The sequence below is a fragment of the Actinomycetospora aeridis genome (assembly GCF_037400275.1).
Lineage (GTDB): Bacteria > Actinomycetota > Actinomycetes > Mycobacteriales > Pseudonocardiaceae > Actinomycetospora > Actinomycetospora aeridis.
Genome location: NZ_JBBEGL010000004.1, coordinates 160,525 through 173,868 on the forward strand (window position 1 = coordinate 160,525; position 13,344 = coordinate 173,868).

Sequence of the window (13,344 nt, forward strand, 5' to 3'; positions counted from 1 at the left end):
CGAGCCCAGGGGGCGACGTGTGGGGGGACGACGCGGGGGGCGTCGTGGCACCGTGCTCCGTGGCTCCGGTCCCGGTGGCGTCGGGAGGGCCGCCATCGGGACCGGGCGTACCACTCGGGTGGTGGGGGGTGACGGCCGCGCGTGCCGTCGGCCAAGGTGTCCGCGATGTCCGGGAATCGTGCTCTGACCCGCCGCCGGGCCCTCGGCCTCGGCGGCGGCGCCGTCGTGCTCGGCGGGGTCCTCGCGGTCGTGGTGCTGGCGCTCTACCCGACGCTCGACCCTGACGACGCCGGGCGCGGTCTCGTCCTCGTCGGCGGTCTCTGCTCGGCGCTCCTGGTGAGCGCCGGAGGTCAGCGGGTGCGCCGCGCGCCGCGGGACGGGCTCGTCCGGGCCCTGGTCGTGTTCGCCGTCGTGAGCGCCGTGGTCGGCACGGTGCTCGTGCCGCTGGCCGCCGGAGGCTGGACCCCGGTCGCCGTCGTCGGCGCGCTGGCCGCGCTGGCCCTGGTGGCGCTCGCCGTGGCGTCCCGGCGGTGGTTCCCCGCGGGGCGGCCCGATCAGCCGGCGACCACGGGGTTGCCGAGGGTGCACGGGTAGTCCGCGGCGTTGGCCGAGCTGCTGCTGCTGCTCGACGACTGGCCGTTCTGCGTCACCAGCAGCCGCAGCCGCAGGCCGCCGCTGACGTCGAGGTTCTCCAGCAGCACCGGGGTGTCCCGGGTGGCGGTGCGTGCCGGCCCGAGCGGCCGGTCGTCGACGAGGACCTGCAGCGTGCACGTCGGCGGGGTCTCGTCGACGGTGCTCAGGCCCGAGTAGTTGTCGGCGATGCCGAACGCCGTGCTGAACGTGCGGTACTGGCGGTTGAGCAGGTAGTCGATCCCGGCCGGGGTGGTCGAGCTGTAGTTCGTGCCGACGTTGATGCTCTGGGGGTAGAAGCGGCCGTTGATCCCGAACGCCTGCTTGGTGAGGGTGCCGGTGGAGTCGACCTCCTGCACCTGCGCGAGGAACAGCGGGGCGACGCCGCCCGGGGCGCTCGCGTTCGGCGCCGGGGTCGGGTTCGCGGCCGGGGAGGCCGGGGCGGGTGCCGCGGTGACGGTGACCGTCGTGGGCGGGGCCGTGACGGTGCGGGCCGGGCCGTAGCGGTAGGTCAGCACTCCGCCGCCCACCATCGACGCGATCACGAGGATCGCGAGGCTGCTCAGGATCAGACCCCAGCGGCGGCGTCGCGGGGGCGGCGGCTGGGTCGGGGACACCGCGGTCGGGACCGGAGGCATCGCGGGCGGGGGCATCGCGGGCGGGGGCACCACGGGCGGGGGCATCACGGGCGGGGCCATGGTCGGCGCGGCGACGGGGGCCGGCGGGGGTGTCGAGGTGGCGGCCCGCGCGGTGACGGGGATGCGTCCGGTCACGGCGTCCTCGTCGGGGTGCGGGGGCCGGGGCACGGGCGGCCCGGACACCGAGGGCGAGGAGAGCTGGGGCGGGACCGAGCCCGACCAGGTCTCGGTGGCCGCGCGACGGCCGGGCAGGGGCAGCGGGGTGCCGAGCGCGTGGCCGTCGGCGCGGGCGAGCTCCGCGGCGCGGCGCACCACCTCGTCGGCGCCCGGGCGGCGGAACGGGTCCTTGGCGGTCATCTGCTCGAGCAGGTCCTTCAGCTCGGTGGGGATCTCCCGCCGGCGCAGCGCCGGGAGAGGGTCGTTCTCGATGCGTCGCATGATCAGCGCGGGCGCGACGTCGTCGTTCTCGCGGAAGGGCGGGCGGCCGGCGAGCAGCTGCCAGAGGGAGGTGCCGAGCGACCAGATGTCGCCGCGGTCGGAGGGGCGCTCGCCGCGGATGATCTCCGGCGGGACGTGGTCGAGGGTGTAGCCGCCGATCCGCGAGCCCTGGCTCTCGAGCGTGAGGCGTGCGATGCCGAAGTCGCTGAGCGCGGGCTGGCCGTAGGCCGTGAGCAGGATGTTGCCGGGCTTGACGTCGCAGTGCAGCACACCCTGCGCGTGGGCGGTGGCGAGCGCCGAGCCGATGGCGTGCAGCAGCGTCAGCGCGTGCGCCGGCGGCACCGGCGACCGCAGCGAGGCGAGCGACCCGCCCTCGCACAGGCTCATCGCCAGCCACGGGCGGCCCGCGAACCAACCGGCGTCGAGGATCGAGACGATGTGCGGGTGGTCGGCGAGACCGCTCATCGCCGCACGCTCGCGGGCGAAGCGGCGTTGCATCTCGGGGCCGACGACGTCGAGGTCCAGGACCTTCAGCGCCACCGACCGCCCCGTGGAGTGGTGCCGCGCCTCGTAGACCGTGCCCGAGCCGCCGCGACCCAGGAGCCGGCCGGTGGTGTAGCCGGGCGGCGTCGCGCCCGGTGTGTCGGGTGCGCCCAGTTGCGTCGTCATGTCCGTGGTCCCCCCGCGACTGTCACGTCTGCCTCGTGATCGCTCGGCGGGCGCCGGACGTTGCACCCCGGTCGGGGGAGGTCGGCCGCCATCCGCGGTCAGCCACCGAGGGCGTTCTGCTCGCAGGCCATCGCCACCGCCAGGGCGTCGACGGCGCGCACCGTGTCCTCGACCCCCTGACCGGGCCCGAGTGCAGTGATCCCCCAGTACGCGTCGGCGGTCGAGCACGACACCGACACCAGCCCGCCTTCGGCGCCCCGGGGGGCGATGACACGGGCCCGCACACCGCTGCGCGGCAGGTCCCGCCACTGCGCCCGGGGATCTCCGGCGAACAGATCCGGGGCGGGGACCTCTCCGCGGACGACCGGCCCGGCCTGCGGGTCGCTCTGCACCGCGGCGGGATCGAGGCGGGCAAGCATCACGATCTGCGCCATCGGCCCGGACGCGGTGAAGAGGTTCGCTCCGCCCGTGCCGTACGTGCACAGATCAGCACGGGCGAACAGCCCTCCGGCGGCCGCGATCGCCTCCGTGCCGGGCGTCTCGGACGGGCCCAGCATGTCGACGAACCCTGGCAGCTCGCTCCCCGGCGCGGCCGCGCACGGCTCCGCCGCGGGCAGGAGCCCGCCCGGCTTCGCGACGAGGACCACCCCGAGCACGACGATCGCCACCACCGCGGCCGCGACCGCCACGAGCATCCACCGCCGTCCGACCGCCGGCCTCCCCGCCGGACCCGCCGGCCCTGTGGGACCCGGCCCCTGACCGTGCGGCAACTGCCCGCGCGGCACCGGACCGTGCGTCACCTGCCCGCCCGGGATCGGCGGCATCGGCCCCCGCGTCGCTCCCAGCGGCGCTCCGGGCATCGCCCGGGGCCGTGGGATCGGCACCGTCACGGGATCGATCGGCGACCCCCAGGCCGTCGGGACGAAGGCAGCGGGCATCGCCCTGGTGCCCGGCGTGCGCGGGCGCTGGATGTCGGTCACGGTCCCCCCTCACCGGGGCGTCCCGGTGAGCGATCATCGCTCGGGCGTGGCCGTGCCGTTACCGGCGCGCGACGTCGGCGCGAGTCGCTGTGTCCGTCGAGCCGCGGAGGAGTCGGGCCTCCCGCGGCCCGGTGGGGAACGCGGCCGAGCCCGCCCCCGCGCACGGCGTGGCGCCGCCGCGAGCACACGGGATCCCCGAACTCTGCCCTCTGCGGGGCGGCGTCGGTCCGACCGGGACTCGCCGGCGTCGACGAACGCGAGGAGGTCATCCGCGGCGTCGTCGCCGCACCGGCCCGCGACGCACTCCGGGCTCCACGGGAGCGGCCCCGGCTCGACGGCGTGAGGAGCCTCCGCAGCGGGGACAGCGTCATCCGGGCTCGCGGGCTCCCCGGGCGGCCACGACACCTCGGGCGGGGCCGTTCCGGCCTACTCCCACGGCAGGTCGCCCCCGGGGATGCGCCGCGTGCGCCTCCCAGAGCTCCGCCGCCGGCTCGCCCAGGTCGATGTCCGGGTCGGCCACGGCGGCGTGGACGAGCAGGCCCTCGACCCGGGCGACGACAGCCTCGTCGCACCCGTCGGCGCGCAGCGCCCGCACGAGCTCGCTGATGACGAAGAGCTGGTCGGCGTCGAGGTGCCCGTCGCGCACGGCGACCGCCGCGAGCGGCAGGGAGGACGCCAGCACCTCGGCCAGCTCCGCCCGCACGCCGTACGGGTCGACCTCGCCGCGACACCCCTGCTCCACGTCCCGGACACTACGACCGACCCCCGACAACGCCGGATCCGTCGGCGAGGAGCGCAGGTCAGGGGGTCGTCGCGCCCGGTTTGCGCCGGCTCAGCGCGCTGATCGGGAGGGCGATGGCGGCGACCGCGCCGCCGCCCATCAGCGTCTGCCCCAGGTCGCGGTCGTCGGTGGCCGCGTCGCAGGCGGGGGTGTCCTCGATGACGTAGAAGCGTCCGTAGCTGCTGACCGTGCAGGACTCCGCCATGTCGACGTTCGACTGGTACATCCCGACCCCGACGAAGAACACGACGACCGCGAGCGCGGACAGCGCCCACACCCCGGCCGGGATCTTCTTCGCCCACGCGGGCACGGTGAACGGCTCGAGCGGGATGTCGGGCGCAGGCCTCGGCACGGGGCCAGGCACCGGGCCGGGCACCGGGCCGGGCACCGCGCGCTGCACCGGGATGGCGACGGTGTCCGGCTCGTCGGCAGGCGGCAGGTCCAGCACCAGGGACTCCCCGCACGCCCCGCAGAACCGGTCCCCGGCCACGCCGCGCTCCCCGCACTGCGGGCAGAACTCCCCGACGCTGCGGTCGAGCGGCCTCATGCGACCGCCGCCTGCGACGGTCCGGCGATGGAGAGCCGGGCCCGCGGGTCGAGGCGGGCGAGCTCGGCGGCGACGGTCTGGAGGAACAGCTTGTACATCCAGAAGCCCTGGACGTGCGCCGGACCGACCGGGATGAAGCCGTACCAGGAGCGGCTCTGCAGGTAGCGGTCCATGCCGCCGACGCGCAGGACCGTGCGCCCTCCCCGGCTCTCGACGCGGGCCCGGAAGTGGCAGTGACCGCCGACGTGCAGCGCCACGACCCCCGGCTGCTCCCCCTCGATCTCCACCGTGTCGTCGAAGACCACGAACCAGTTGCCGCGCACCGCCGTCACGCGACGGACCGCGTCGAGCACCGCCTCGGGCGGGAGGGCGACGTCGGCGTGCAGCGCCAGGCGCGAGCGGGCGCCGGCGGTCGGCGGGATGAGGAACGACAGCGGATACGGCGGCGGCGCGGAGCCGGCGCCGACCCACCCGGGCCGCGAGCTGGTGGCCCCGTGCCGGTGGTTCACCAGGGCGCCCCACACGGCGCCGCCGATCAGCGCGAGCGGGAGCACGAGGATCCAGGTCAGCGACGACCCCGTTCCCGAGCCGGAGCTGCCGCTCCACGCGATCCCGAGGGCGAGCAGCCCGCCGAGCCCCACGGCGACCCGCCAGAACCAGGGCAGGGTCGGGGTGGCCGTCGCCGCGAGCGCGAGCAGGCCGACGATGACGATCATGACGGTGACGCCGGTGCTCGAGTTGCCGCCGGAGTAGCCGGACGCCGACGTCCCGGACACCGCGAGCAGCAGGCCGGTCGCCACCGCCAGCACCAGGCCGCCCCCGAGCACCCACGGCCGTGGGACGCGGTCCACCGTCACGCGCGCCCGGTCCCAGGTCGCGAGGGCACCCGGCCCGAGGCTCGCGGCGACGGGCCGCGCCGCCAGGGCGACGATCGCCGCCGCGAGGTGCAGGACGACCACCGACGAGAGACCGAGGCCGTCGAGGTCGGCCACCGACACGGCCACGAGGGTGAGCACCCACGACCCGGCCAGCGCCCACGCCGCCGGCACGCGCCCGGCCCGCAGCCCGGCGGCGCACGCCACGGCCACCCCCGCGACCAGCAGGAACAGCACACCGCCACCGGCGTAGGACGCCGACACCTGCCCGGCGATGCTGCCGTACGCGAAGCCGGCGAACGCCGCGACGACCGCCCCGACCGCGACCCACACCGCGAGGGTGGTCGCGATCCGTCCGGGGACGGGCCTGAGCAGGGCCGCGGGCGCTCCGAGCACGACGGAGGCGAGGGCGATCGCGACCGTCGCCGCAAACGCGCCCGGGGCGTCGACGGCGGTGCCGAGCTCCATCGCCAGCACGACCACGGCGAGGGTCACCGACCCGGCCAGCGCGCTGGCCCGCTGCTGCGCGAGCGCCGCCAGCACCCCGGCCCCGCCGGCGGCGAGCGCCAGGCGCGGCAGCACGAGGACCACGAACCCCGCCCCGTCGGCGTCACCCCCCAGGGCCCCGCCCATCGCGATCACGGCCTCGACGACGAGCAGCACCGTCAGCAGCGCGGCCAGGCCGACCGTGCCGCCGTGCCAGGCGGTCAGGGGCGGCTGCTTGGCGGCAGGCCGAGGTGGGGGCGGCGGAGAGGCGTGCAGCGTCGGACGCGGCGGGGGTGACGACGGTCGCGGCGGCGGCATCGTCGGAACCGCCGACGGCGGCGTCGCGACCCGCGGGGGCGGGACACGCAGGGCGACGGTGTCCGGGTCGTCGGCGGCGTCCACGGCCGTCACGGCGTGGTGGCGGCCGGTCGACGGTGCCGTCGCGGCGGGTGCGAACGCCTCTTCCACGGCGGCGCTCAGCTCGGAGCGCCGCAGACCGCAGCCGCGGCAGAAGCGGTCGGTGGTGCGACCGCTTGCCGAGCAGCGCGCGCAGGTCGTGAGCATCGAGTCCCCCGTCATGGCCCGTCGCAGATGTCGCGGTAGCCGTTCTCGGGTGGCAGCGACGTCTCCCCGCGGGACGGGAAGTACCAGCCGACGCTGCGGTAGGCCGGGCGGCCGTTGCACTCGCCGAGGTCGTAGGCGACGACGACGGCCGGGATCAGCACGGTGTCCGAGGCGTACTGGTCCGGCCCGTACCAGCCCGCCGTCCCCCGGCCGATCGCCTGGGGCCCGCCCCAGGACTCCCACGTGATGTTCTCGGCGTAGCTCGTCGGATCGCCGTTGGCGTTGACCTCGGACGGCCGGACCTCTCCGAAGCCGCGCATCCCGGCCGGCGCCGGACCGCCGAGTGTGGGTGTGCCGGCAGCCGATGTCGTGCCGCCGCCCGAACCGCTGCCGGCGCCGGTGCGCATCGCGGTGTTCTCGGCGTAGCCGCCGGTGCGCGAGAGGCGCTTGGCGTAGCAGTCGTCCGGCCCGATCCCGGCCTGCGCGCACCAGGCGTTCGCGGCCTCGCCGGTCGGGAAGGAACGGTTGACCAGCGTGATCCAGAAGTCGCGGCCGCGGAAGCTCGTCCAGTCCCCCGACCAGACCAGCACGGCGTCGGGGTGGGTCCCGCGCAGCTGCTGGTGGTCGGAGAGCACGGCGGCGCTGTCGTAGGTCCGCCCGTCGACGGTCATGCCGGTCTTCTTGGCCGAGAGCTGCGGCGCCCAGGTGCCGACGAGCGCGTCGGCGGCACCCGCGTCGCTCTGCCGCAGCGTCTGCAGCGCCTGGTCCGGGTCGGCAGGCAGCGCAGGCAACGCGGGCACCGTGCCGGCCGCGGGGGCGGTGCCCGCCGGCGGAGCACCTCCGGGCGTCGCCGCCACCTCCGGAGCGGCGCCGCTCGACCACGGCGTCCCCACCACGAGGAAGGCGCCCAGCGCCACGGCGACCAGGGCGAGCACGCAGGCGAGCGCGATCAGGAGGCGCGACGACCGCCGCGGCTCCGGCGCCGGTGGTTCCTGGTACGGCGGGTAGTGCGGCGGGTAGGTCGGCGGCACGAACGGCGGCGCCGGCGCCCCCGCCGTCGGCGGCGGGGTGCGGGGAGCCGGCATCGACGGCGCCGGTCGGGGCGGTCCTCCGCGGAGCGGGCCGGCCGCGGATCGCGGTTCGGGCAGCCACGACCCCTGCACTGCCCGACCCTCCGTGGGACGCCCCGCACCCCGCGTCGGAGGCAGGGGCGCGGGAGGTGGACCGGGATCGGGTGCCGGCGTCCCGCAGCTCGTGCAGAACCGGCCGCCCGGCCTCAGCTCCGCCGTGCACGTCGCACAGCGGACGCCGTGCGCATCGGTCGTGGTCACCCATCCCCCCGGACTCCGGCGCGACGGCCGGTCGTCCCGTGGTCGCTCCGAGGGCGAGCGTCGTTACGTCGGCCACCTGACCGGGTGGCGGTCGCGGCCCCGCGCCGGACCCGCCCGCCACGACGTGGGGCCGGTAACGCTCCGCTCAAGATCCGCGATCGGGAGGCACGGGCGTCGCGACGACGGGCCGGAGCGAGGGGGGCACGTGGAGCGCTGCGGACACTGTGGAGGAGCTCGACCACCCGGAGGGCTGCCCTGCCGAGGGTGCGCAGCTCCGCGCGCCGTGCCGGGAACCGTCGCCGTCGCGCGGACACTGATGTTCGTGATCGGGGCTCTCGCGCTGCTGGGCGGCCTCGTCGGCGTCGCGTCGGTGCTCTCCGGTGGCGCCGGAGCCGGGGCCACGCCGTCGCTGCTCACCCCGTTCGCCGCCGGGTTGGGCACCCTGGCCGTCGGCCAGGGCGTCTTCGCCCTCGCTCTCGGCGCCTACTGGATCTGGGCAGGAGTCGCCGTCGGTCGCGGAGACCGCTTCGCGCGGGCGATGTCCACGGCCCTGCTGGTGCCGGGGCTGCTCGGCCCCCTGCTGACGCTGGTCATGTTCGCGGCCCTCCCGTCCGGGACGAGCGGCTTCGGCGGCATCGTCTCGCTCGTCGCCGTGCTCCTGCTCGCCGCGCCGGCCGCCATCATCGCGTTGCTCTGGGCCCCGACCGGCTCCCGGCACTTCTTCGCGACGCACCCGTGCGCGGGCTGTCGGACGCCGAGCGTCTCCGGCGCACGCTTCTGCTCACGGTGTGGTCGGGCCCTGCCGCCGAGCACTCCGGGCAGCATCATCGCGGCGCAGGTGCTGCTGGGACTCACGGTGGCGGTCGACGCCCTCACCGTCGTCCTCGGTCTCGCCGCCGCCTCGATGGCCGACGCGACGAGCTCGCTGGTCACGAGCCCGGCGGACGCCGCCACCGTGGACTCCCTGGGTGCCACCGCCGCGGTCCTCTCGCTCGTCGTGCTCGTGATCATCGGCGTCAACGTGTGGGGTCTGCGCGGCCTCGGCGCCGGTCGTCCGGCCGCTCGCCTCGTGGTGTCGGCCGTGCCTCTCGGGCAGCTGGCGGTCCTCCCGGCCGTGCTGTCCGGGATGGGCGCACCCACGAACCAGATCGTCGGCACGCTCATCCTCAGCACCCCGCTCGCGGTCGTCCTGCTCGTCCTGCTGTGGGCCCCGTCCTCCTCGCACCGTCACTTCGCGGTCGTCGACCACGAGCCACCCACCACGCCGCTGGCCGTCGGCGCGACCTCCGGTGCCCCGCGCGGACTGGTGCCCGTGCTCCTCGGCGCGCTGCTCGTCGTGCTCGCCGGCCTGACCTACGCCGTCGTCGACTCCCGGTCCGGCGCCGACGGCCCGGTGGTGCCGGTGTCGGCGGCACCCGTCGCCGACACGCAGCCGTCCGGGCCTCCCAGCTCGGCCTCGTCCCCGACCTCCGCCTTCCCGGCGCAGTACGCCGGCACGTGGTCGGGATCGGTAACCCAGAGGAACGGGACCACCGGAGCCGTCACCTCCCGGTACGACGTCGCCATCACGATCCCGGGCAACGGCTCCGTTGCGACCGTGCGCTACCCCGACCTGGGCTGCTCCGGGGAGCATCGCCTCCGGTCGGTGGGTGCCGACGGCAGCATGCAGGTGCGCGAGGTCATCACCTCGGGCCGCGGGCGCTGCATCGCCTCGGTCGCGGTCGTCCTCACGCCCGCGGGCGACCGGCTGACCTACCACTTCGAGTCCGCGGGCACGGCCGCGGAGGAGGGCGACGCGACGCTGAGTCGCTGATCCCCGCGTCCGATCCCGCGGGTCGCCGTCACCGAGGACGTCCTTGCTCTGGCGGAATCGCTTCGAAATTCGAAGCATCCTCACCGAAGAGTCTGCCGCTGCGGGACGGGCCGCTCCGGCCGTGTTCCGTGCCGCGCTCCGCCGCACACACTCAGCGATTCGGTCGCCAGTCCGACGGGTCGCCGTCGGCGGCGCTCGCGTCGGCCAGGGCGGGGGTGTTCGGCGCCGGCCAGCCGGCGCGGATCTCCTCGGCCGCCTGGCCCATCGCCTGGTGCTCCGTGGCGATGCGCGTGGTCAGCGCGTTCACCTGCACCATCGCGGTCGTGATCATCGTGGCGCCGGCGGCGACGGCGGTGAGGATCGCGGCGCACGCGGCCGGGATGCCGACCACCGTGATCGCCGTGGCGATGGCGACCGCGAAGCCCGCCGCCATGACGACCACCGCCGCGAGCAGGGCCAGCCAGAACGCGTCGATCTGGTTGCCGAGGTCGTGCAGCGACGTCGACAGGGCCTCGCACTGCTCCTTCAGCGTGCCGAGCTGGGCGCCCTGGGCCGGCACCATCGCCTTGTAGGCCTCGGCGGCGCGGCCCTGCCACTCGAGGTTCGTCTGCATCCGGTCGAGCCCGACGTCGGCCGCCACCCCGTCGAGCCCGTTGCCGATCGAGAGCCAGGTGACGGCCACCTGACGCAGCCGGTCGGTGTCACCGCCCTGCTCGATGAGCTGCACGATCCGGGCGACGGCGTCCTCGTGGGCCTCCCGGACACGGCGGACGCCGTCGCGGATCGCCTCCATCAGCTCCGGCGAGACCAGCACGGGCGCCGCCGCCGGCGCCACGGCCGCGACGGCCGACACCGTGGCCGTGCTCAGCGCGGCGTCGACCGCGGCGTAGAAGTCGTCGGCCTTCGCGCGGAGCCCGTCGACCTCGGCGCGCACGTCGTCCAGGATCGCCACGGTTACCGGCCCCCGCCCTGCAGCTCGCGGAACTCGGCGGCGTTCGCGGCGTCCTCGCGCCCGTAGGTCTCGGCCGCGGTGGTGAGCGCGTCGCCGATCGACCCGAACGCCCCGGTCCCCTGCTCGATCACGGCGTCCATCCGCGCGCGGAGGTCGGCGTAGGCGCGGTCGAGCCCGGCGTCGACGGCCCACATCGAGAAGGCCGCGGGGGTGATCTCCGTCTGCGCGACGGGACCACGGACGGCCTCCAGCCGCGCCCGCGCGCCCTGCCAGATCGCCGCGTCGTCGCGCAGCGCCTGGAGGCCGACGTCGACCAGGTCGTCGGGACCGTCGGGTGCCGGAGGAACGGTCACGAGGTCATCCCCGCGAGCCGCACGACCCGCGCGGGGTCGCCCGCGAGCTGCCGCAACGCCACCGTGGCCGGATGCGTCGGCCCCTGCGACACCGCCTCCGGGACGGCGTGACGGCGCAGCCCCACGAGCACGTCGGTGAGCTCGGCCTCGAGGTCGCGGACGTGCGCCCCGCGTGCCCAGACGGGGTCGACGGTGACCTCGGTGACCACCCCGTGCCGCGCGCTCCCGGCGACGTGACCGCCCGCGCTCGTGCGCGTCACGGCCCGCCCCTGCAGCGCCGACGCCGCCGCCGAGAACCGCGCGACGTCCCGGCGAGCGTCCTCGACCAGCCGCGCGAACGACCCGCCCCACGGCGCGAGGTCGGGCGCGGGCCCGCCGGCCGGTGACGACACCGGATCCCGCACGGCCGCGGCGAGCTCCGCGCTCACCGCCCGTCCCGCGGCCGCCACGACCTCCGCGCCGAGGCGCCGGGGATCGATGCGCGCCCGCCAGTCGTCGGCGAGGCGCACGCCGTCAGCGGTCACCACCACGACCTCGCCGGGCTCCCCGCGCGCCGGCGCCGGGACGTCCGCGTCACGGCGCGCGAACGCCGCGTACTCGTCGTCGCTCAGCCCGGCGAAGCCCCACCGACGGTCGTCCATCCGCCACCTCCCACCGTCCCGGCGGAGCGTGGCACAGCGCGCGCCGCCGGGTGATCGGTTCGGGAGAAGTCGTGGACCGCGCTCCTAGATCCGCTGCGCGAGTGTCGAGAGCGCGGTGCGGGCCTGCGCCGCCGAGGTCGCCGCGGCGGGAGCCCGCAGCTCCACGACGAGGGCACCGCGCGCGGCGACCAGCGTGTACTCGCCGCCGTCGGCCCGGAACCCGCCGCCGGCAGCCTCCGCGCGAGCGGCCTCCTCGCTCGGCAGGGACGTGACGACGGCGGTCAGCAGCGTCGGCGTCGCACCGTCGGCGGCCGCCGGACCCGTGACCCGGCAGCCCACCGTGGAGCCCGAGCCGGCGGAGGTCGTGGTGATCCCGCCGGGTGGGAGGTCGAACGCCTCCGCGACGGCCCGCGCCGAGAACGCCCGCGCGCACAGGCCGTCCGGCACGTCGGCGGGCTCGGGCTCCTCGGAGGGCTCCGGTGCGGTCGTCGGCGCCGAGGTGGACGTCGGCGACGAGGACAACGGCGAGCCGGTGGGCCGCGCCGGTCGGGGCGCCGCGACCGGCGCGGAGGAGGCCCGGGACGGGACGCGCACCGAGGGGTCGGACGACGGGACGGGCGCTGGGACCGGCTCCGGGGCTGCCGCGATCACCGGCGCGCCGTCGATGCCCGGGTCGGTGACCGGCACGCCGGCGGGCGCGGCGTCGGCGAGGACGTCCACATCGGACGGGACAGGACCGGCCGGGAGGAGGTCGCCGACCGGGTCGCCGGACGCCCCGGACGGGTCGTCGGGCACGGGGGTGACGCCGCCGGCGTAGGTCGCGGCCCACTGCAGCACGGTGTCGACGTAGCTCTCGGAGTGGTTGTAGCGGAACACCGCGTCGTGGACCTGCGCGGGATCGGCGAGGTCCAGGCCGCCGGCGCACAGATAGCGGCCCGTGGCGACGGTCGCGTCGTGCACGTTGTTCGGGTCGGCGGTGCCGTCGCCGTTGCCGTCGGCGCCGTAGGTGCCGAACGTCGAGGGGATGAACTGGGTCGGGCCGACCGCGCGGTCCCAGAGGGTGTCGCCGTCGAGCGTACCGCCGTCGGTGTCGGGGATCGCGGCGTTCGCCCCGGTACCGTCCAGGACCGGGCCGAGGATGGGCGAGAGGGTCGTCCCCGCCCCATCGATCGCCCCGCCCCGCGCATGGTCCGACTCCACCTTGCCGATCCCGGCGACCAGCGACCACGGGAGGCGGCACCCGGGCGCCGTCCCCGCGAGGTTCGCCTCAGCACCCTGGTAGGCCGCCAGCACCCCCTCCGGGATGTCCGCGACCGTCCCGTCCGTCGTCACCGGCGGCCCTTCCGGCACGACCAGGTCGGGGCCGGCGCCCGTGGCGCCGAGCGCCCCGGTGTCGGCCGGCGGCAGCGGTGGACCGGCGCTCGACGCTCCCTGCGGCACCGTCCCGAGCGAGGCGACCACCCCGGCCAGCACCACTGTGGCCGCGACCACCCGCCACCGACGCGGGTGCGCCCGGTGACGTCCTGCCCGCCTCGACCGTCGCGACGGCCACCGATCCATGACTCTCCCCCCACAGGGCGCGGCGATGCCCGCGCTCGATCACTTGGTCCTGACACGCTCGGCCGACACGGCGGAGCTCCGCGGCG

The 13,344-nt window shown here is 76.5% G+C and carries 12 protein-coding genes; 2 read left to right on the top strand and 10 right to left on the bottom strand.

Translation table 11 applies throughout. The features are described from left to right. Positions 1-165 precede the first annotated feature (165 nt). Positions 166-594, top strand: coding sequence for a hypothetical protein (locus WCD41_RS15635; RefSeq protein WP_337714381.1), 429 nt, complete (start codon positions 166-168; stop codon positions 592-594). Here the strand turns inward: WCD41_RS15635 and WCD41_RS15640 are convergent. From WCD41_RS15640 to WCD41_RS15665, 6 genes are all read right to left on the bottom strand, one after another. Then, positions 555-2,375 carry a protein kinase domain-containing protein gene (locus WCD41_RS15640; RefSeq protein ID WP_337714382.1) on the bottom strand — a complete coding sequence of 607 codons (1,821 nt, stop codon included), beginning with the start codon at positions 2,373-2,375 and terminating at the stop codon, positions 555-557. The genes WCD41_RS15635 and WCD41_RS15640 overlap by 40 nt on opposite strands. Positions 2,376-2,473: 98 nt before the next feature. Beyond that, positions 2,474-3,064, bottom strand: a complete 591-nt coding sequence (locus WCD41_RS15645) for a hypothetical protein (protein WP_337714383.1) — start codon at positions 3,062-3,064, stop codon at positions 2,474-2,476. A 658-nt stretch (positions 3,065-3,722) separates the two neighbouring features. After that, positions 3,723-4,097 (bottom strand): hypothetical protein, encoded by a 375-nt coding sequence (locus WCD41_RS15650; protein WP_337714384.1) that lies wholly within the window; start codon positions 4,095-4,097, stop codon positions 3,723-3,725. Positions 4,098-4,155: 58 nt separating this feature from the next. Then, on the bottom strand, positions 4,156-4,683 hold the full coding sequence (locus tag WCD41_RS15655) for a zinc ribbon domain-containing protein (protein ID WP_337714385.1): 528 nt from the start codon (positions 4,681-4,683) through the stop codon (positions 4,156-4,158). Beyond that, positions 4,680-6,623 (bottom strand): hypothetical protein, encoded by a 1,944-nt coding sequence (locus WCD41_RS15660; RefSeq protein WP_337714386.1) that lies wholly within the window; start codon positions 6,621-6,623, stop codon positions 4,680-4,682. The genes WCD41_RS15655 and WCD41_RS15660 overlap by 4 nt, the downstream gene beginning before the upstream one ends. Beyond that, complete coding sequence (locus WCD41_RS15665) at positions 6,620-7,693, bottom strand: hypothetical protein (RefSeq protein WP_337714387.1); 1,074 nt, start codon at positions 7,691-7,693, stop codon at positions 6,620-6,622. Before WCD41_RS15665 ends, WCD41_RS15660 begins: the two co-directional genes overlap by 4 nt. 568 nt (positions 7,694-8,261) lie before the next feature. On the opposite strand from WCD41_RS15665, the gene WCD41_RS15670 reads away from it, so the two are divergent. Then, positions 8,262-9,752 carry a zinc ribbon domain-containing protein gene (locus tag WCD41_RS15670; RefSeq protein ID WP_337714388.1) on the top strand — a complete coding sequence of 497 codons (1,491 nt, stop codon included), beginning with the start codon at positions 8,262-8,264 and terminating at the stop codon, positions 9,750-9,752. A 151-nt stretch (positions 9,753-9,903) separates the two neighbouring features. Here the strand turns inward: WCD41_RS15670 and WCD41_RS15675 are convergent, their stop codons facing one another. The 4 genes from WCD41_RS15675 to WCD41_RS15690 all read right to left on the bottom strand — a co-directional run bounded on the left by WCD41_RS15675 (position 9,904) and on the right by WCD41_RS15690 (position 13,189). After that, complete coding sequence (locus tag WCD41_RS15675; protein WP_337714389.1) at positions 9,904-10,704, bottom strand: WXG100-like domain-containing protein; 801 nt, start codon at positions 10,702-10,704, stop codon at positions 9,904-9,906. A 2-nt stretch (positions 10,705-10,706) separates the two neighbouring features. Beyond that, positions 10,707-11,057, bottom strand: coding sequence for a hypothetical protein (locus tag WCD41_RS15680; protein ID WP_337714390.1), 351 nt, complete (start codon positions 11,055-11,057; stop codon positions 10,707-10,709). Beyond that, complete coding sequence (locus WCD41_RS15685; protein ID WP_337714391.1) at positions 11,054-11,698, bottom strand: hypothetical protein; 645 nt, start codon at positions 11,696-11,698, stop codon at positions 11,054-11,056. Before WCD41_RS15685 ends, WCD41_RS15680 begins: the two co-directional genes overlap by 4 nt. An 84-nt stretch (positions 11,699-11,782) precedes the next feature. Next, positions 11,783-13,189 carry a lytic transglycosylase domain-containing protein gene (locus WCD41_RS15690; RefSeq protein WP_337714392.1) on the bottom strand — a complete coding sequence of 469 codons (1,407 nt, stop codon included), beginning with the start codon at positions 13,187-13,189 and terminating at the stop codon, positions 11,783-11,785. Between the last annotated feature and the right edge of the window lie 155 nt (positions 13,190-13,344).

Coding starts and splice junctions, on each gene's coding strand:
- WCD41_RS15635 (WP_337714381.1), top strand. CDS start 166: ATGTCCGGGAATCGTGCTCTGACCCGCCGCCGGGCCCTCGGCCTCGGC.
- WCD41_RS15640 (WP_337714382.1), bottom strand. CDS start 2,375: ATGACGACGCAACTGGGCGCACCCGACACACCGGGCGCGACGCCGCCC.
- WCD41_RS15655 (WP_337714385.1), bottom strand. CDS start 4,683: ATGAGGCCGCTCGACCGCAGCGTCGGGGAGTTCTGCCCGCAGTGCGGG.
- WCD41_RS15660 (WP_337714386.1), bottom strand. CDS start 6,623: ATGACGGGGGACTCGATGCTCACGACCTGCGCGCGCTGCTCGGCAAGC.
- WCD41_RS15665 (WP_337714387.1), bottom strand. CDS start 7,693: ATGCCGGCTCCCCGCACCCCGCCGCCGACGGCGGGGGCGCCGGCGCCG.
- WCD41_RS15685 (WP_337714391.1), bottom strand. CDS start 11,698: ATGGACGACCGTCGGTGGGGCTTCGCCGGGCTGAGCGACGACGAGTAC.